The 18,643-nt window shown below is 65.6% G+C and carries 17 protein-coding genes and 1 riboswitch; of the genes, 16 read left to right on the top strand and 1 reads right to left on the bottom strand.

Translation table 11 applies throughout. The features are described 5' to 3' along the window. Positions 1-3 precede the first annotated feature (3 nt). Positions 4-2,472, top strand: a complete 2,469-nt coding sequence (locus JKV55_RS16305) for a heavy metal translocating P-type ATPase (RefSeq protein ID WP_202087861.1) — start codon at positions 4-6, stop codon at positions 2,470-2,472. Between the two features lie 10 nt (positions 2,473-2,482). Here JKV55_RS16305 and chrA read toward each other — a convergent pair whose 3' ends face one another. Continuing rightward, on the bottom strand, positions 2,483-3,613 hold the full coding sequence (gene chrA / locus JKV55_RS16300; protein ID WP_202087860.1) for a chromate efflux transporter: 1,131 nt from the start codon (positions 3,611-3,613) through the stop codon (positions 2,483-2,485). 335 nt (positions 3,614-3,948) lie between these two features. Between chrA and JKV55_RS16295 the strand changes: the two genes are divergently transcribed. From JKV55_RS16295 to JKV55_RS16225, 15 genes are all read left to right on the top strand, one after another. Further along, the gene (locus JKV55_RS16295) at positions 3,949-4,800 is read left to right on the top strand and encodes a FliM/FliN family flagellar motor switch protein (protein WP_202087859.1); all 852 of its coding nucleotides are present in this window, start codon (positions 3,949-3,951) and stop codon (positions 4,798-4,800) included. A gap of 15 nt (positions 4,801-4,815) precedes the next feature. Beyond that, entirely contained in the window at positions 4,816-5,178 is a 363-nt protein-coding gene (fliN, locus tag JKV55_RS16290; RefSeq protein ID WP_202087858.1) for a flagellar motor switch protein FliN, read from the top strand. Next, the gene (gene fliP, locus JKV55_RS16285; protein WP_237332908.1) at positions 5,168-5,905 is read left to right on the top strand and encodes a flagellar type III secretion system pore protein FliP; all 738 of its coding nucleotides are present in this window, start codon (positions 5,168-5,170) and stop codon (positions 5,903-5,905) included. Before fliN ends, fliP begins: the two co-directional genes overlap by 11 nt. Next, the gene (locus JKV55_RS16280; RefSeq protein WP_202087857.1) at positions 5,906-6,175 is read left to right on the top strand and encodes a flagellar biosynthetic protein FliQ; all 270 of its coding nucleotides are present in this window, start codon (positions 5,906-5,908) and stop codon (positions 6,173-6,175) included. Further along, positions 6,172-6,951 carry a flagellar biosynthetic protein FliR gene (gene fliR, locus JKV55_RS16275; RefSeq protein ID WP_202087856.1) on the top strand — a complete coding sequence of 260 codons (780 nt, stop codon included), beginning with the start codon at positions 6,172-6,174 and terminating at the stop codon, positions 6,949-6,951. Before JKV55_RS16280 ends, fliR begins: the two co-directional genes overlap by 4 nt. A 3-nt stretch (positions 6,952-6,954) precedes the next feature. Further along, complete coding sequence (flhB, locus tag JKV55_RS16270; RefSeq protein WP_202087855.1) at positions 6,955-8,100, top strand: flagellar biosynthesis protein FlhB; 1,146 nt, start codon at positions 6,955-6,957, stop codon at positions 8,098-8,100. A 26-nt stretch (positions 8,101-8,126) separates the two neighbouring features. Continuing rightward, entirely contained in the window at positions 8,127-10,172 is a 2,046-nt protein-coding gene (gene flhA, locus JKV55_RS16265; RefSeq protein WP_237332946.1) for a flagellar biosynthesis protein FlhA, read from the top strand. Between the two features lie 154 nt (positions 10,173-10,326). Then, positions 10,327-10,414, top strand: a riboswitch (cyclic di-GMP riboswitch). Positions 10,415-10,622: 208 nt separating this feature from the next. Then, positions 10,623-11,384 (top strand): OmpA family protein, encoded by a 762-nt coding sequence (locus tag JKV55_RS16260; protein WP_237332907.1) that lies wholly within the window; start codon positions 10,623-10,625, stop codon positions 11,382-11,384. Beyond that, a complete protein-coding gene (locus JKV55_RS16255; RefSeq protein WP_202087852.1) occupies positions 11,381-12,745 on the top strand; it encodes a sigma-54 dependent transcriptional regulator in 1,365 nt (454 codons plus the stop codon). The genes JKV55_RS16260 and JKV55_RS16255 overlap by 4 nt, the downstream gene beginning before the upstream one ends. A 9-nt stretch (positions 12,746-12,754) precedes the next feature. After that, positions 12,755-13,075, top strand: a complete 321-nt coding sequence (gene fliE, locus JKV55_RS16250) for a flagellar hook-basal body complex protein FliE (RefSeq protein WP_202087851.1) — start codon at positions 12,755-12,757, stop codon at positions 13,073-13,075. Positions 13,076-13,084: 9 nt separating this feature from the next. Further along, on the top strand, positions 13,085-14,809 hold the full coding sequence (fliF, locus tag JKV55_RS16245; protein WP_202087850.1) for a flagellar basal-body MS-ring/collar protein FliF: 1,725 nt from the start codon (positions 13,085-13,087) through the stop codon (positions 14,807-14,809). After that, complete coding sequence (locus JKV55_RS16240; protein ID WP_202087849.1) at positions 14,802-15,815, top strand: FliG C-terminal domain-containing protein; 1,014 nt, start codon at positions 14,802-14,804, stop codon at positions 15,813-15,815. The genes fliF and JKV55_RS16240 overlap by 8 nt, the downstream gene beginning before the upstream one ends. Continuing rightward, positions 15,815-16,510, top strand: a complete 696-nt coding sequence (locus tag JKV55_RS16235; protein WP_202087848.1) for a FliH/SctL family protein — start codon at positions 15,815-15,817, stop codon at positions 16,508-16,510. Before JKV55_RS16240 ends, JKV55_RS16235 begins: the two co-directional genes overlap by 1 nt. Next, positions 16,497-17,831 (top strand): FliI/YscN family ATPase, encoded by a 1,335-nt coding sequence (locus JKV55_RS16230; protein WP_202087847.1) that lies wholly within the window; start codon positions 16,497-16,499, stop codon positions 17,829-17,831. The genes JKV55_RS16235 and JKV55_RS16230 overlap by 14 nt, the downstream gene beginning before the upstream one ends. Further along, on the top strand, positions 17,824-18,237 hold the full coding sequence (locus JKV55_RS16225) for a hypothetical protein (RefSeq protein WP_202087846.1): 414 nt from the start codon (positions 17,824-17,826) through the stop codon (positions 18,235-18,237). The genes JKV55_RS16230 and JKV55_RS16225 overlap by 8 nt, the downstream gene beginning before the upstream one ends. The last annotated feature ends 406 nt before the right edge of the window (positions 18,238-18,643 follow it).

Below are 18,643 nucleotides of genomic sequence, written 5' to 3'. Positions count from 1 at the left end.
AGCATGACCGCATTGTCTCAAACCGCTTTTCTTGACGAGCATCGCCTCAGGTTGCCGATTGCAGGCATGACCTGCGCCTCCTGCGTGCGGCGGGTGGAAAAGGCGCTGCTCGCCACGCCCGGGGTGCAGTCGGCCTCGGTCAACCTGGCCGCGGAAAGCGCCGAACTCATCCTGGACCGGGATGTCGCCCCCGCAACCCTGGTCGCCGCCCTGGAGCAGGCCGGCTATCACAGCCGCACCGAGCAACTGGAGCTTGCCATCATCGGCATGAGCTGCGCTTCCTGCGTGGGTCGGGTGGAGCAGGCGCTCGCCGGCCTGCCCGGGGTGCTGTCGGCCAGCGTCAACCTGGCCGCCGAGCAGGCCCGGGTGGAGGTGCTGGCCGGCAACCAGGACGCGGCCAGCCTGGCCGAGGCCATCCGCCGGGTCGGCTACGACGCCGTGCCCCTGTCCGCCGAGCGGGAGGACGACAGCCGGCGGCGGGAGCGGGAGCAGCTCGCCCTCAAGCGATCTTTCTGGCTGGCGGCGGTGCTGACGCTGCCGGTGTTCGTACTGGAGATGGGCGCCCATTTCGTGCCCGGCATGCACCACTGGCTTGAGCAAAGCCTGGGCCGGCCGCTCAATTGGGGCATCCAGTTCCTGCTCACCAGCCTGGTGCTGTTCGGCCCCGGCCTGCGCTTTCTGCAGAAGGGGCTGCCGGCGCTGGTGCGCGGCGCGCCGGACATGAACTCCCTGGTGGCCCTGGGCACCCTGTCCGCCTGGGGCTTTTCGGTGGTGGCCACCTTCGCCGGCCACTGGCTGCCGGCGGGCAGCCGCCATGTCTACTACGAGGCGGCGGCGGTGATCGTGACGTTGATCCTGCTCGGCCGCTACCTGGAGGCCAGGGCCAGGGGGCGCACCGGCGAGGCCATACAGCGGTTGCTGAGCCTGCAGGTCAAGACCGCCCGGGTGCGGCGCGGGGAGGAATGGCGGGAGGTGCCCCTGGCCGAGGTGCGGGTGGGGGACAGGGTGCAGGTGCGTCCGGGGGAGCGGATCCCGGTGGACGGGCGGGTGTTCGAGGGCAGCTCCTATGTGGACGAGTCCATGCTCACCGGCGAGCCGGTGCCGGTGGCCAAGCTGGCGGGGGATGAGGTGGTGGGCGGCACCGTCAACAAGAACGGCGCCCTCGGCTTCGAGGCCACCAAGGTGGGCGCCGACACCCTGCTGGCCCAGATAGTGCGCATGGTGGAGCAGGCCCAGGGCGCCAAGCTGCCGATCCAGGCGCTGGTGGACAAGGTCACCGCCGTGTTCGTGCCGGTGGTGATGACTGTGGCGGCGCTGACCTTCCTGATCTGGCTGTGGCTGGGGCCCGAGCCCGCGCTCACCTTCGCCCTGGTCAACGGCGTGGCGGTGCTGATCATCGCCTGCCCCTGCGCCATGGGCCTGGCCACGCCCACCTCCATCATGGTCGGTACCGGCCGGGCCGCCGACATGGGAATACTGTTCCGCAAGGGCCAGGCGCTGCAAAGTCTGCGCGAGGCGAGCGTCATCGCCCTGGACAAGACCGGTACCCTGACCCGGGGCCGGCCGGAGCTGACCGATCTGCTGGTGCAACCGGGTTTCGACGAGGCCGAGGTGCTGGCCCTGGTGGCGGCGGTGGAGCGGCAGTCCGAGCATCCCATCGCCGAGGCCATCGTCCGGGCGGCCGAAGAGCGGGGCCTGACTCTGGCCGAGCCGCAAGGGTTCGAGGCGCTGCCGGGGCTGGGGGTGTCCGCCATCGTCGCCGGCCGGCGGCTGCAGGTGGGGGCCGATCGTTACCTGACGCAACTGGATCTTGCCCTGGACGAGGTGAGTGAGGCGGCCGCCGCCCTGGCCTCGGCCGGCAAGAGCCCGCTCTACGCGGTGGTCGACGGCCGCCTGGCGGCGGTGATGGCGGTGGCGGATCCGATCAAGGAGGGCACGCCCGAGGCCATCGCCGCCCTGCACCGGCTGGGATTGAAGGTCGCCATGATCACCGGTGACAACCGGCGTACCGCCGCGGCCATCGCCGCCGAGCTCGGCATCGACGAGGTGGTGGCCGAGGTGATGCCGGACGGCAAGGTGGCGGCGTTGCAGGCATTGCGCGCGCGCTTTGGGGCCCTGGCCTTCGTGGGAGACGGCATCAACGATGCCCCGGCCCTGGCCGAGGCGGAAGTGGGCATTGCCATCGGCACCGGCACCGATATCGCCATCGAAGCGGCGGAAGTGGTGCTGATGGGCGGGGACCTGCGCGCCGTGCCCAATGCCCTGGCCATCAGCCGGGCCACCCTGCGCAATATCCGCCAGAACCTGTTCTGGGCCTTCGCCTACAACGCCAGCCTGATCCCGCTGGCGGCGGGCGCCCTCTACCCGGCGTTGGGCCTGCTGCTGTCGCCCATGGTGGCGGCGGGCGCCATGGCCCTGTCCAGCGTCTTCGTGGTGGGCAACGCATTGCGCCTGAAAAGGGTGAAGCTGTGAGCCCGGACGGCTACAGCCAGAACCCCAGCAGCATAAAGGCCGGGATCAGCACCAGCAGCGGGCACTTGAACACCCGCAGGGCCAGCAGCCCCAGGGCGGCGGCGGCCAGGGCCGGGGCGCCGGTGACGCTGCTGACGAACACCGGCTGGTAGAGGGCGGCCAGCAGCAAGCCCACCACGGCGGCGTTGATGCCGGTGACGGCGCCGGCCATCAGCGGCCGGGCCGCCAGGGCCTGCCAGCCGTGCTGCAGCGCCAGCAGCAGCAGGAAGCCGGGCAGGAAGACCCCGAAGGTGGCCACCAGGGCACCCAGCACCGGTGACGCCGGCCACAGCTCCGCCCCCAGGAAGGTGGCCAGGGTGAACATGGGGCCGGGCATGGCCTGGGCGGCGGCGTAGCCGGTGAGGAAGACTTCATGGCTTATCCGATCGCCCAGCAGCCCCTGCAGCAGCGGCAGCACCACATGGCCGCCGCCGAACACCAGGCTGCCGGCCTGGTAGAAGTCGGCGAAAATCCGGGCGGTGCCGTCGAGGGACAGCAGCCAGGGCAGCAGAAAGAGGCCGGCGAACAGCAACAGAAAGGGCCAGTTGGGGGCTATTTTCCGGTGGCTGTCCCCACCGGTTTTTTGGAGCCACAGGGCGCCCACCAGGGCCGCCGCCAGCAGGGCGGTGAACTGGGCCAGCAGGCCGGGCATCAGCCACAGCAGGGCGGCGGTGCCCACCGCCAGCGCCAGGGTCAGCCGCTGGCGGCAGAACTGGCCGGCCATGGTCAGCACCGCATCGGCCACCACCACCAGGGCGAACAGCTTGAGGCCGGCGATCGCCGCCAGCGCCGCGGGCTGGCTGGCCCAGGCCTGGCCGGCCAGGGCCAGCCCCAGCATCAGCAGGAAGGAAGGCAGGGTGAAGCCGACGAAGGCGGCGACGCCGCCGCCCAGGCCGGCGCGCTGGTAGCCGATGGCGAAGCCCAGCTGGCTGGAGGCCGGCCCGGGCAGGAACTGGCACAGGGCCAGGGTGGAGGCGAAGCGATCCTGCGGGATCCAGCCGAGTTGTTGCACGAAATGGCGTTGAAAATAACCGATATGGGCGGCCGGGCCGCCGAAGCTGACCCAGCCCAGCTTGAAGAATTGCCAGAACACCTGAAACATAAAATTAAGTCGTCAATTAACATCCGAGTGCCTATCATAGCCGGCCCGGATGAAAATCTGATGACGGTCTATGGAAAAAAAGTGCCGGAATCGTTTAAGTTCCGGCTGTTGGCCGTCGTTGTAGCTCATATCGTGTTGGTTAAGCGGCCCCTTGGTCCGGCTGCGGTGCGGCCTTGGGCTGGGCTGACCAGACGGCGCCGGATCTGTATTTTATTTTTGGCTGATGCCAGCAAAGTAAAGGCTGTTTCAGAAGAGCCGACCCGACAGGGTCGCACCGGAGGTACCTTGTTGTGGCAAATAGGCAACTGAAAAATGCATCTGCGACCGGTGCCCGAGTGCATCTGGTCGCCCCGGATGCCTTGTTTCCCCGCTATGATTTTTTTCGCGGCAATGAGTCGGCCGCCCAGCAATCGCAGCACCTCGTCGTCTGCCTGGAAGCCAGGAAAAATACCTGGCACAACAGGCTGGAGGCCATGCTGTACAGCACCGAGCTGTCCCTGTCCTTGCATGTTACCGAGTCTCTGCCCGAGTCCGGCACGGACGAGCCGTTCTTGTGTTTTTCCTGCGGTTACGAGCTGGATGGCGTGGCCGAGCCGGGGCCCAGCCTGATGATGGCCCATGCGGATCTCTATCAATTGGCGGAAATGACCTTCGGCGGCCATCCGGCCAGGCGTACGGCGCAGCACAAGCGGCCGGTGTCGGAAACGGAACGGCGGCTGGGGCTCAGCCTGTTGTCCCTGTTCGGGCAGGATGTGTTGGCTCAGCTGGTACCTGGCTCCCTGATGGAGCAGGGCAGTATGGTTCCCGTTCCCCAAGCCCGGCATGACAGCGCGGCCACGATAATAGTGGTCGAGCTGGTGCTGTCCGGGCAGTCGATGCAGTGGTATCTGCTGCTGCCCTCCCTGACTCGCCCCGCACAACCCCCGGCCGTCACCGATACCCGCCAGCTCGAATTGGCCGGGGCGCTGCAGGAGATACTGCCCCAGCTGAGGACCCGCCTCAGTATTCCCCTGGCCGAATGCGAGCTGCCCCTGGGCAGCCTGGCCGGCCTGCGGGCAGGAGATGTGCTGCCGGTTTCCCTGTTCCACGAAGTGACTGCCCGGGTGGGCGAGCAGCCACTGCTCAAAGGGCGGGTGGCGGAGCAACAGGGCATGCTGGTGTTTGCCAGTCACGGATTTATTGATTGAACATCGAGGTGAATGATGACGGAGAAACTAATGGATGAAGGCCTGTTGCTGGGCGATGGCCTGGACAGCCTGTTCCAGGAGGCGGGCGAACCCGAAGCCAAGGGCGCGGGCAGCCGGGATCTGAGTTATTTCCAGCAGTTGCCGGTGAAGGTCTCGCTGGAGGTGGCCAGCGCCGAGATAAGCCTGGGTGAACTGATGCAGGCCGGTGAGGGAGCGGTGATCGAACTGAACAAACTGGCCGGTGAACCGCTGGATGTGCGGGTCAACGGTACCCTGCTGGCCCAGGGCGAAGTGGTGGTGGCCAACGGCCGTTACGGTGTGCGCCTGACCCGGATCATTCACCAGCAGGTGGCGAAAGACCAGCACGATGAAGGCTAAGTCGCTATGGTGCTGGGGCGCTGCCGGCCTGCTGCTGCCGGGCACGGCCCTGGCCGATATCCCCCTGTTGTCGGTACTGGGGCCCGACGGCGAGGCCGAGTACAGCATCAAGCTCCAGATACTGCTGCTGATGACGGCCCTGGGGCTGCTGCCGGCCTTCCTGCTGATGCTGACCAGCTTCACCCGCATCATAGTGGTGCTGGCGGTGCTGCGTCAGGCCCTGGGGTTGCAGCAGAGCCCGCCCAACCGGGTGCTGATCGGTATCGCCCTGGCCCTGACTCTGCTGATCATGCGGCCGGTGTGGCAGGACATCTACCACAACGCCTTCGTGCCCTATGATCAGGGCACCATCGGTTTCGAGCAGGCCCTGGTGACGGCCAAGGCCCCGCTGCAGCAGTTTATGCTGGCCCAGACCCGGGAAACGGATCTGGAGCAGATATTGCGCATCGCCGAGGAGGATGTGAGTCTCGAACCCCAGCAGGTGCCTTTTGACGTATTGATCCCGGCCTTCGTGCTGAGCGAGCTGAAAACCGCCTTTCAGATAGGCTTTATGCTGTTCATCCCCTTCCTGGTGATCGACCTGGTAGTGGCCAGCGTACTGATGGCCATGGGCATGATGATGCTGTCGCCTCTGGTGATTTCATTGCCCTTCAAGCTGATGCTGTTCGTGCTGGCGGATGGTTGGTCGATGACGGTCGGTACCCTGGCACGCAGTTTTGGAGGTTAGGTGACACCGGAGCAAACCGTCGATTTGATAGGCCAGGCGGTACTGACCATTATCGCCATGGTCAGCGTGCTGATAGTGCCGGGCATGGTGGTGGGGCTGGTGGTCAGCATCATCCAGTCGGCCACCCAGATCCAGGAACAGACCCTCAGCTTTTTTCCCCGGCTGCTGATCACCCTCCTGATGCTGATTTTTGCCGGCCACTGGCTGCTGCGCCAGGTGATGGAGCTGTTCGACATGCTGTTCCTGAGCATTCCCGGAACCATCGGATGACGGCACTGGTCAGCCTGAGCACACCGGAACTGATGGCTTGGATCGGTAAAGGCTGGTGGCCGTTCTGCCGGCTGGCCGCCTTTTTCTGGGTGCTGCCCCTGTTCGGTGACGGCCACCTGAGCCCCCTGACCCGGCTGCTGTTCGCCTTTGTGCTCAGCCTGCTGCTGTTTCCGCTCTTGCCCCCGGGCCCGGCCATAGATCCCTTTTCCTTCGGCGCCGCCGTCCTCACCCTGGAGCAGATACTGTTCGGGGTGCTGCTGGCGCTGATGCTGCAGATGCTGTTCACCCTGGTGACCATGGCCGGGCAGATACTGTCGATGCAGATGGGCCTGGCCATGGCGGTGATGAACGATCCGGTCAACGGCGGCTCGGCGCCCCTGCTGGGCCAGCTGCTGTGGCTGTTCGCGGCCCTGCTGTTCCTGGCCTGGAACGGCCATTTGCTGGCGCTGGACATCATAGTGGAGAGCTTTCGCAGCTGGCCCGCCGGCCACAGCCTCTACCGCCTGGATCTGGAGCTGGTTATCCGCCTGTTCGGCTGGATGTTCGGGGCCGCCCTGATCCTGGCGCTGCCGGCGGTGATCGCCATGCTGCTGGTCAACATCACCTTCGGAGTGATGAACCGCAGTGCTCCCTCGCTCAATATCTTTGCCCTGGGTTTTCCCATGAGCATGATGCTGGGGCTGGTGTCCCTGTTGCTGATGCTGGCCAATATTCCCCAGCGTTACCTGGAATTCAGCCAGGATGTGTTCGATCTGATGCGAACCTGGAGTCGTTAATTCATGGCGGAGCAGCATTCGGCCCAGGACAAGAGCGAGCAGCCGACAGAGCAGAAACGCAAGAAGGCCCGGCGCCAGGGCCAGGTGGCCCGGTCCAAGGATCTGAATACGGTGGTGTTGCTGCTGCTGGGCGGCCTGGTGCTGTGGTGGCAGGCGGTAGCCCTGGGCGATTTTTTCAAGCGGCTCTTTACCCAGGCCATGGCGCTGCCGGCGGCGGCTACCCGCGAGCCGGAACTGATGCTGTCCTATCTGCAGCAAGCCCTGATGGCCACCCTGTGGGCCTTGCTGCCGTTTTTCCTGACCATATCGGTACTGTTGATCCTGTCCGGGCTGCTGCCGGGCGGACTGTTGCTGGCCTGGAGCAGCCTGCAGCCCAAACTGGAACGGCTCAATCCCTTGGCGGGCCTGAAACGGATGTTCTCCAGCCAGGCGTTGGTGGAGCTGTTCAAGGCGATGCTCAAGGTCGGGCTGCTGGGGGCGACCCTGGGGGCCACGCTCTATTACAGCTGGGAGCGGTTGCTGTTTCTCGGGCGGATGCCGCTCTATGTCGGCTTTGGCCAGGGGCTGGCGCTGTTGGTGCTGGCGGTGCTGCTGCTGTGCCTGGCATTGGCGGTGATCGCGCTTATCGATGTGCCCTTCCAGAAATGGAGCCTCACCAAAAAGCTGAAAATGACCCGGCAGGAGGTGAAGGATGAACAGAAGAACACCGAAGGCCGGCCCGAGGTCAAGCAGCGGATCCGCCAGATCCAGTTCCAGATGGCCCGGGGACGCATCGATCGGCGGGTACCCGAGGCGGACGTGGTGGTGGTCAATCCGACCCATTATGCCGTGGCCTTGAAATACGATCCCGCCCGGGCCGAAGCCCCCTATGTGATCGCCAAGGGCAGTGACGAGCTGGCGGCGCGGATCCGGGAGCTGGCCCGGCGGCACCAGCGCGAGGTCATCAGCTCCCCGGCCCTGACCCGGGCCCTGTACTATTCCACCCGGGTGGATCAGCAGGTGCCGGCCGGCCTCTACAGCGCCGTGGCCTATGTGCTGACCTATGTACTGCAACTGCAGGCCTGGCGGGACGGCCGGGGGCGCCCGCCGGGGGCATTGCCCGAGTTCAAGATCCCGCAACAATATCAACGAAAACGAGGTGAAGCGTGAACTGGAAAGGCCTAAGCCATCCTTATATGGGGGTTCCCCTGCTGCTGATTGCGGTGCTGGCCATGGTGATACTGCCGTTGCCGCCCTGGCTGCTGGATGCCTTGTTTACCTTCAATATCGTGCTGGCCATCCTGGTGCTGCTGGTGGCGGTGTCGGCCCGGCGGCCGCTGGATTTTTCGGTGTTCCCCACGGTGTTGCTGGTGGCGACCCTGATGAGGCTGACCCTGAACGTGGCCTCGACCCGGGTGGTGCTGCTCGATGGCCATGAGGGGCCCGAGTCGGCGGGCAAGGTGATCCAGGCCTTCGGCGAGGTGGTGATCGGCGGCAACTACGTGGTGGGCATGGTGGTGTTCGTGATCCTGATGATCATCAACTTCGTGGTGATCACCAAGGGCGGCGAGCGTATCTCCGAGGTGGCGGCCCGCTTTACCCTGGATGCCCTGCCCGGCAAACAGATGGCGATCGACGCGGATCTCAACGCCGGGGCCCTGGATCAACACCAGGCCCGGCTCCGTCGGCAGGAAGTGGCCCGGGAGGCGGACTTTTATGGGTCCATGGACGGGGCCTCCAAGTTCGTGCGCGGCGACGCCATCGCCGGCTTGTTGATCCTGTTCATCAACCTGCTGGGCGGCTTCATGATCGGCATGTTCCAGCACGAGCTCGGTGCGGCGGAGGCCTTCCAGCGCTTTGCCCTGCTGACCATAGGTGACGGCCTGGTGGCACAGATCCCCTCGCTGCTGCTGGCCACTGCCGCCGCCATTATCGTGACCCGGGTCAACGACGAGAGCGACATGTCCGCCCAAGTCGGCCAACAGCTGCTGGCCTCGCCCCGCGTGGTCTATACCGGGGCGGCGGTGATGCTGATCCTCGGCCTGGTGCCCGGCATGCCGACGCTGGTATTCCTGCTGTTCGCCGCCGTGCTGGGCTATGTGGCCTGGCGGCTGCAGCGGCAAGGGCCCGAAACCACGCCCCTGGAGCAGGCCGAGGCCCTGTTGTCCAAGGAGCAGGAATCGGCTCAGGCCCTGGCCTGGCAGGATCTGCCCTATGTGGATCTGCTGACCCTGGAGCTGGGCTATCGCCTGGTCGGGCTGGTGGACGAGCAGCAGGGGGCGCCGCTGCTCGGGCGGATCCGCGGGGTGCGCAAGACGTTGTCCGAGCAGGCCGGTTTTCTGCTGCCGGAAGTGCGGATCCGCGACAATCTGCAATTGGCCCCCCAGGAATACCGTATCAAGCTCGGTGGCGTGGTGATGGCGAGCGGCAGCGCCGACGGCGAGCGCATGCTGGCCATCAACAAAGGGCAGGTCTACGGCGATATCGACGGCGAACTCACCCATGAGCCGGCCTACGGCATGCCGGCGGTATGGATAGACGCGGCCAGCAAGCCCAAGGCGCTGAACCTGGGCTATGCGGTGGTGGATGCGGCCACCGTGGTGGCGACCCATGTCAGCAAGCTGATGCGGGAGCACCTGGCCGAGCTGCTGGTGCTGGATGACGTGGTCCGGCTCGGGGAGCGGCTGCAGCAGCAGGCGCCCAAGCTGGCGGACACCCTGGCGGAGTTGCTGCCGCCGATACTGCAGCTCAAGGTCTACCGCTACCTGCTGAAGGAGCAGGTGAGCCTGGCGGATATCACCACCATCGCCACCGCCCTGGTCGAGGGGGCGGAGATCACCAAGGATCCGGTGCTGCTGGCGGCGGATGTGCGTTGTGCCCTGAAGCGGGTAATAGTGCGCCAGATCATGGGAGAACGCGGCGTGTTGTCCGCTTTTACCCTGGCCGACGGCCTGGAGCAGACCCTGCTGCAGGCCCTGAATCAGGCCCAGCAGCAGAACGCCAAGGCCAGCATCGACAGCTTCCCGGTCGAACCGGCGTTGTTGTCGCAACTGCAGCAGAAAATGCCTTCGGTAGGGGAGGCGTTGCAGGCCCAGGGCGTGCCGCCGGTGCTGCTGGTGATGCCCCAGCTCAGGCCCTTGCTGGCCCGCTATGGCGCCGTTTTCGCCAGGAGTCTGAAGGTCTTGTCCTACAACGAGGTGCCCGAGCATATCCAGATCGACGTGGTCGGCACCCTGGGTTGAGGCCGGCCCACCCCCGGCGGGTTCATCTGGTAGGAGGACTGGCGGCATCCTGAGCAGGATGCGACACCAGTCCCATATAAACGGAAAAAACTGACTTTTGTTGTTGAATTACGTCGTTTTTTTTAGTCAACTATTGTCGCACTGAATCGATTGCTGATGACAAGGGCAAACTGACTGAAAGGTCAGGACGCAAAGCTTCCGGTCTAAGGGATGTTTTATCCTACGACAGCGGGGTTGCCAAGGCAGGGATAACCCTCCGGCCCTCAGGGCCAGCCTGTATACCTTTCTCAGCTGTACATAATAAAAAGTGGCCAAAGGCCACACCGGCGGGATATGCCGGTGCACACTCTCAAAAGACGGAATATGAACAACCTTACAAGACTGCAGGGCATGGTTTGCCTCGGCGTTTTGTTGAGCGGTCCCCTTATGGCTGAGGAGTTTTCAACCGCCATGGACAGGGCTGCTTGGCATGCTGTGGGTGATGCATCCCGTTGCGTGATGGAACATCAGGTCGGACGGGTGGCCTCCGCCCGTTTTGTCGCCGATAGCGGTGGCGGCGTACGCTTCGAACTCGAGTGGCAGCAGCAAGGCATACAGGGTGGTGGTGCCGAGCTGGCCTTGAGTCCGGCACCCTGGCAGCAGGGCGAAGCCGAGCCTATCGGCAACAGCCACTGGCAACGCCAGCGCCTGCAATACCACCATGATATTCCCTCCGTGCTCAGCGCCATGGCCAACGGCCGCTGGCTGAGCATTCGCGAGCAGGGCAGCCCGCGCCGCTTTATCATCCCCAGTGTCCATTTCCAGCAGGCCTACGGCCAGTTCCGCCTGTGCCGGGGCGAAGCCGCGGTCGAACCGGGCAGCGACGGCCACAGCCTGGTCCTTCATTTTCATGCCGGGGTACGCGACCTGAGCGCGGCGCAGCAGCAACGGCTCTCGGCCCTGGCCGGCCGCCTGGCGAGCGACCGGCAGGTGACCGGCCTCGTCATCGAATCCTTCACCGACAGCAGCGGCCACCCGGAGCTGAACCAGCGCCTGTCCCGGGAACGGGGCGAGCGGGTGGCCGCCCTGTTGCGCCGGCAATTGCCGGCACTGCGCCTGGATATCAAGGCCTACGGCGAGGCGTCGCCCCTGGCGGCCAACGATACCCCGGCCGGGCGTTACCAGAATCGGCGGGTCGTTATCCGGATCATCAAACAGGAGCAGGCATCATGAAGGCAGGAACCGTGTCGTCGACATTGATGTGGCTGGTGTCCCGGGCCGGTGTGTCCGATCTGTGTTACGGCGCTTTGCTCTCGGCGGGATACCGGGTCGAAGCCATGACCGGGCTGGGCCGGACCGGGGCCGAGCAGCCCAAGGTCATCCTGCTCGACAGCGATATCGGCGTTTCCTTTCTCGATCTTATCCGCAGTGCCGTCAGTCGTTTCCCCCAGGCGGTGGTCATGGCCATGGTCGAGCACGGGGAAAGCAGCCTGGCGGGGAAAGCCCTGCACGCCGGGGCGAGCGACTATGTGCTCAAGCCCTACCAGCCCAGCCAATTGCTGCGGGTGCTGGGGCAGAGCCTGGCCCTGCGCCAGAGCACCGGCAATATGGTGGTGCGCTCGCGCTCGGGGCTGCAGGTGCTGCAACTGGCGTACCGGGCGGCGCAAACCCCGGCGGCGGTACTGATCAGTGGTGAGTCGGGGACGGGTAAAGAGTGCCTGGCGCAGTATGTGCACAAGATGTCCGGTCGCGGTGATGGCCCCTTCGTGGCCGTCAACTGTGCCGCCATCCCCGAGACCATGCTGGAAGCGGTGCTGTTCGGTTACAGCAAGGGGGCCTTTACCGGCGCGGCCCAGGCGCAGCCGGGCAAGTTCGAGCTGGCCAACGGCGGCACCCTGCTGCTGGACGAAATATCGGAAATGCCCCTGGCGCTGCAGGCCAAGCTGTTGCGGGTGCTGCAGGAAAAGGAAGTGGAGCGGCTCGGCAGCCACCAGAAGATCCACCTGGATGTGCGCATTGTCGCGGCCACCAACCGGGATCTGCGGGAGGCGGTGGCGGCCGGCCAGTTCCGCGAAGACCTCTTCTACCGGCTGGATGTGCTGCCGCTCTGTTGGCCGCCGCTGCGGGAGCGGGCCGAGGACATACTGCCATTGGCCGGTCACTTCCTGGCCCGCTACGGGCAGGGCGAACTGTTCCGTCTGAGCCCGGAGGCGGAGCGGGCCCTGCTCGGTTACCCTTGGCCCGGCAATATCCGGGAGCTGGAAAACGTGATCCAGCGGGCCCTGATCCTGGCCCGGGGCGCCATCATCGATGCGACGGATTTGATGCTGCCGGAAGACGAGCGGGGATGCAGGCCCAGTACCCTGGGCTCCCTGCCCGCGGCCGCGAACCCCGGCAACCAGGCTCCGGGCGAGGGGCTGCAGGCCAGCCGCCAGCGCGCCGAGTTTGACTATGTGCTGCAGATATTGCGCCAGCACAGCGGGCATCGCTCCCGCACTGCGGAAACGCTGGGGCTCACGACCCGGGCATTGCGCTACAAACTGGCCGCCATGCGAGAGCAGGGCATTGATATTGACCGAGCCGTGGGGGCATAGCGGAACCATATGAACGTTTCACTGCAGACAGAACAACAGGCGATGCTGGTGCGGATGACGCAACTGCAGCAGCGGGCCGCCGGTGGCGACATTGCCCCGGCCGTGGAACAGGGCTCCTTCACCGAGTTAATGAAAAGCTCGGTGCGCAGTATCAATACGGAACAGGTGCAGGCCGCCGGGCTGATGACGGCGGTAGAGACCGGCGTCAGTGACGACCTGGTCGGCGCCATGCTCGCCAGCCAGAAGGCCGGACTCAGTTTCTCTGCCCTGGTACAGGTCAGGAACAAACTGATGACTGCCTTTGATGACATTATGCGTATGCCGTTGTAAGGAACCCTCATGGCCGAAGTGCATTCCATTCCCCCGTCCGATTTTTCCGCCGGCCGGCAATTCAAGGTGTCGATGGCCCGCGGCTGGGCCCGCTGGCAGGGGCTGTCCCGCCACCACCGCCAGGTCTTGTTGCTCAGCCTGCTGGCCGCGGTGATTGCCGTGGCGGTGGTGGCGTTGTTGTGGCAATCGGGGCGAAGCTATGTGCCCCTGTACGGCAAACAGGAGCTGTATGACAAGGGCAGCATCGTGGAAGCCCTGGAAGCGGGCAAGATAGATTTCCGCCTCGATCCCCAGAGCGGGGAGATACTGGTGGAGCCGGGGCTGCTCGGGCCGGCCAGGATGCTGCTGGCCTCCCGCGGTATCAAGGCGGTGCTGCCGACCGGCCTCGACGGCCTGGCCCAGCAAACCGGCCTGGGCACCAGCCAGTTCATGGAAACCCGCCGCTACCGTCATGCCCTCGAAGGCGAACTGGCGCGGACCATCATGGCGCTGGACTGGGTACGCAACGCCCGGGTGCACCTGGCGGTGCCGGAACGCACCCTGTTCATCGGCCGGGCCGAGCAGACCCCGACCGCGTCGGTCATGCTGGATATCATTCCCGGCCGGCAGCCGGATCCGGGCCAGGTGGAAGGCATCGTCAACCTGGTGGCCGGCAGTGTGCCGGGCATGGAAAACGGCAAGGTGTCGGTGATCGATCAGGGCGGTCAACTGCTGAGCGACCACCTTTCCGCCGACGGCCAGAGCCGGGGGATGAGCCTGCGCCAGGTGGAATATGCACGTCAGCTCGAGCAGCAGCTGAGCCAGCGGGCCCGGGACATGCTCTATCCGGTGCTGGGCGCCAACAACTTCCGGGTACAGGTGACCGCCGAGCTGGATTTCAATGCGGTCGAGGAAACCCGGGAAACCCTGGATCAGAGCCCGGTGCTGTTGCGGGAGACCGGCAGCGAGAACAACAGCCAGGACAGCCTGGGCCTGGGGATTCCCGGGGCCCTGGCCAATGTGCCGCCCCAGGTGGGCGAAGAGGCCGAGGCCGGCAACCAGCCCAACCAGAACCTGCGGGAACGGCGTGAATTCCAACGCCAGTATGAAAGCGGTCGCTCCGTGGTGCATACCCGCTACCAGAGCGGCCGGCTCAGCCAGCTCAGCGTGTCGGTACTGCTCAACAATGGGGTGGCGCCGGAAGGCGGCTGGCAGGCCGAGCAGCTGGAGCAACTGGGCCAGATGGTGCAGGGCGCCGTGGGTTTCAACCTGGCGCGCGGCGACCAGTTCGCCCTGACCAGTTTCGACTTCGCTCCCCACTCGGTACTCACCGAGTTCCCGTCCGAGCCCCTGTGGTGGCAGAGCCCCGAATGGCAAAGCTATGCCCGCTATCTGGCCGCCGGCCTGATGCTGCTGGCGCTGCTGCTGTTCGGGGTGCGGCCGCTGCTCCACCACCTCAACGGGCGCCAACTGGCGGCCGTCAAGCGGGAGGAAGCCGCCCTGGCGGCGGTGACGGCCGGGCCGGCGTTGCCCCAGGAGGCGCGATGGATGGAACAGGAGGAACGGGGCCTGCCAGGGCACGGCAGAGCCGGCCCCCATACCCTGCTGCCCTGGGAAATGGATGAGCGGGAGTGGCAGTTGCCGCCTCCCGGCAGCGAGCTGAAGGTGCAGGTCGCCCACCTGCAGATCCTGGCCGAGCGGGAAACCGAGCGCGTCGCGGAAGTGATCAAACACTGGATTAAAGACCATGACTGAACAACAGACCGAGATGCCGCTGGATGAAATGGAAAAGGCCGCCGTGCTGCTGCTCAGCATGGGCGAAGCGGCCGCCGCACGGGTATTGCAGCGGCTGGACCGGGACGATGTGCGCAAGGTGACGGCCGCCATGGCCAGGTTGTCGGGCGTGTCGGCCGACTCCGCCAAGGGCACCCTGCAGGAATTCTTCGATCTCTACCGCCAGCAGAGCGGGATCAACTCCGCCTCACGGGAGTACCTGGAACGGACCCTGGACCTGGCCCTGGGGGAAAAGCTGGCAAGGGGCCTGCTCGACTCCATGTACGGGGACCAGATCCGCCAGGAGATCCAGCGGTTGCAATGGGTACAGCCGGAAGTGCTGGCGCGCTTCCTGCAGCAGGAACATCCCCAGATGCAGGCGGTGATCCTGGCCTTCCTGCCACCGGATACGGCGGCGGCGGTGCTGTCCCTGTTACCGGCGGCCATGCACGACGAACTGCTGTTGCGGGTGGCCAACCTGAGCGAAGTGAGCGAGTTCGTGGTGGTGGAGCTGAAGGCGGCGCTGCGGCGCTGCCTGGATTTCGTGGCGGAAAACGCCGGTGCCCGGGTGGACGGGGTGCGCCAGGTGGCCGATATCGTCAACCGTTACCAGGGCAACCGCGGCCAGTTGATGGAGGCCATCAAACAGCAGGATGCCGACACCGCCGGCCATATCGAACGCAACATGTACGACTTCACCAGCCTGGCCCGGCAAACGCCGGAAACCCTGCAACGCATCGTGCAGGAGCTGCCGCTGGAACTGCTGGGGCTGGCACTCAAGGGCGCCGAGAGCAATGTGCGCCGGGTCATGCTGGAAGCCATGCCCAGGCGTATGGCCCAGCAGATGGAGCAGGACATGCTGCGCCAGGGCGCGGTGGCGGTCAGCCGCGTCGACAATGCACGGCTGGAGGTCATGGGGCTGGTGCGCGAGCTGGTCGAACTGGGCGAGCTGGAGTTCCAGCTGTATGAAGAGCAGGTGGTGAACTAGTGAAGGGTCCTTCAGGCAGCAAATGGCCCGCCGGCGGTTATCGCCGCTATCGTTTTCCCTCCCTCTACGGCGAGGCGGATGTCGGGGCGACGGCGGAGCAGGATGAAGAGCGGTTCCAGCAGGGGTTCGAGCAAGGCTATGAGCAGGGGCTGGAACAGGGCCGCCAGGCCGGCTACGAGGCCGGGATGGAAAGCGGTCGCCAGGCCGGCTTCGAGCAGGGGCGGCAGCAGGGCCAGGCCCAGTTGAAGGAACTGCAGCGCTCCCTGGCGGAGGAGCTGCGCCAGTGGCAGAGCGGGGCCGAGCAGCAATGGCAGCAACTGTCCCTGTCGGCATTGCGCCAGCAGCGGCAACAGATCTGTGAGTTGGTGGAGCAGGTGTCCCGGCGGGTGATCCGCACCGAGCTGACCCTGAATCCCCAGCAGGTACTGGCGATAGTGGAAGAGGCGTTAAAGGGGATAGATCCCCGGGTGCAGGAGCTGCAGTTGTTTCTGAACCCCGATGATCAGCGGCGGTTGCAGGCCCTCGGCATCACCGAGTGCCAGGGCTGGGTGCTGCACACGGACCCGGCGTTGGCGGCGGGAGACTGCCGGATAGAAACCGAAACCCTGACCCTGGAGGCCCTGACCGAAGAGCGGCTGCAAAAGGGCATCGCCCGGGTGAGCCAGGGGCTGGAAGCCGCCGATGAGCCGGCTTGAGGCTCAGCTGCAGCAGGCGAGGGCGGCGCTGAGCGAAGATCTCGGCATCGGCCAGATTTATGGCCGTCTGCTCAGGGTCACCGGCATGGTGCTGGAAGTGTCCGGTTGTCGGTTGATCCTGGGACAGCGTTGCCGGATAGAAACCGACGGCGGTGGCGAGCTGGAGGCCGAGGTGGTGGCCCTGGACCGGGAGCAGGCGTTGCTGATGCCGCTGACTGCTCCGACCGGGCTCTTTACCGGTGCCCGGGTTCGCCCCTGTCCGTCGGATGCCAGCCTGGCCGTGGGCCCGCCGTTACTGGGGCGTATAGTGGACGGGTTGTTGCGTCCGCTGGACGGCCTGCCACTGAAGGCCGGGCAGCAGATCCCCTGGCGGGCGCCGATCGCCAACCCCCTCTGGCGGCAGCGGGTGAGCGAGCCGTTGGACGTGGGGGTGCGGGCCATCAATGCCCTGCTGACCCCGGGCAAGGGCCAGCGTATGGGACTGTTCGCCGGTCCCGGCCTGGGCAAGAGCGTGCTGCTCGGCATGATGGCCCGCTATACCCGGGCCGAGGTGGTGGTGGTGGGCCTGATCGGCGAGCGGGGGCGGGAAGTGCGCGAATTCATCGACGACTGCCTCGGACCCGAGGGCCGGGCCAAGGCGGTGGTGATAGTCGCGCCGGCGGATCAGAGCCCGCTGCTGCGGGTGCGGGCGGCGGAGTCCTGCCACCGGGTGGCGGAGTATTTTCGCGATCAGGGCAAGGACGTGCTGCTGCTGATGGACTCCCTGACCCGCTTCGTACAGGCCCGGCGTGAAATCGGCCTGGCGGTGGGCGAGCCACCGGTGGCCAGGGGTTATCCGCCGTCTGCCTTCAGCGCCCTGACCGAGCTGGTGGAACGGGCCGGCAACGGCCACAGGCCCGAAGGCAGCCTGACCGCCTTCTATACCGTGCTGGCGGAAGGGGATGATCAGCAGGAACCGGTCGCCGACGCGGCCCGGGCCATCCTCGACGGCCATATAGTGCTGAGCCGGCAGCTGGCCGAGCAGGGACACTACCCGGCCATCGACATCGGCGCCTCCATCAGCCGGGTGATGAGCAAGGTAACGACCGAGCAGCACTGGTTGCAGGCGGTGCAGTGCAAACGCTGGTTCAGCCTCTACCAGCAGGTGAGGGAGCTGTTGCCCCTGGGCGGTATCCAGGCCGGCAAGAGCGTGGATACCGATGAAGCCATTGCCCGTTACCCCGGGCTGCAGCAGTTCCTGCAGCAGCAGGAGGGGGAGGCGATCAACCTGGAACAGAGCTTGCGGGCACTGGCGCTATTAACCGGAGGAAAAGATGCGTGAACATCTGCTCAGGCAGCAGCAACAGCAGTTGAACAGCTTGCTGCAGCAACGGGATCGACTGGCAGAGCGCGAGGCCGAACTGCACGAGCAGCGACAGCGGCTGCAGCAGGCCCGGCAGCTGATCGCCGAGCCCCTGGCGCGCACCTCTGCCCTCGGCCTGCTCAACCAGGGGCATATCAAGCAACAACTGGGGCAGGTGATGGAGGCACAGCAGCGGCAGTTGCTGGTGGCCGCACAGGACAGGGAACGTTTCGCCCGCCTGAGCCGCCAGCAGGCGGGCAAGGTCAAGGGGCTGGAACTGCAGGAGCTGCAACGCCGGCAGGCGCTGCAGCGCCGGCAGCAGAACCGGGAGTGGGAAAATCAGCTGGAATGGTGCCTGAGCCAGGCCCCGGGGAGCCGATATTAGGCGCCGTTTCAACGGACCTGTCACCCTCACCGCCGATGGCCGATGTTGGGGTTGAAGGGCCCATTTCAATGGAACTTTCCAATAACGACGCCGGGGTTCGGTCGAATAAATTCGACCCTACGGGCGGCGGGTTACACCTGAGCCTGTTGTAGGGTCCACTTCAGTGGACCTTCCACCCACGGCGCCGGGGTTCGGTCGAATAAATTCGACCCTACGGGCGGCGGGTTACATCTGGGCCTGTTGTCGGGGTTCGGTCGAATAAATTCGACCCTACGGGCGGCGGGTTACACCTGGGCCTGTTGTAGGGTCCACTTCAGTGGACCATCCACCCACGGCGCCGGGGTTCGGTCGAATAAATTCGACCCTACGGGCGGCGGGTTACATCTGGGCCTGTTGTAGGGTCCAC

This window comes from Zobellella iuensis (assembly GCF_016746085.1).
GTDB classification, from domain to species: Bacteria; Pseudomonadota; Gammaproteobacteria; order Enterobacterales; family Aeromonadaceae; genus Oceanimonas; species Oceanimonas iuensis.
The sequence above is the reverse complement of the archived record's forward strand: the minus strand, read 5'-3'. Positions and strand labels throughout refer to the sequence as shown.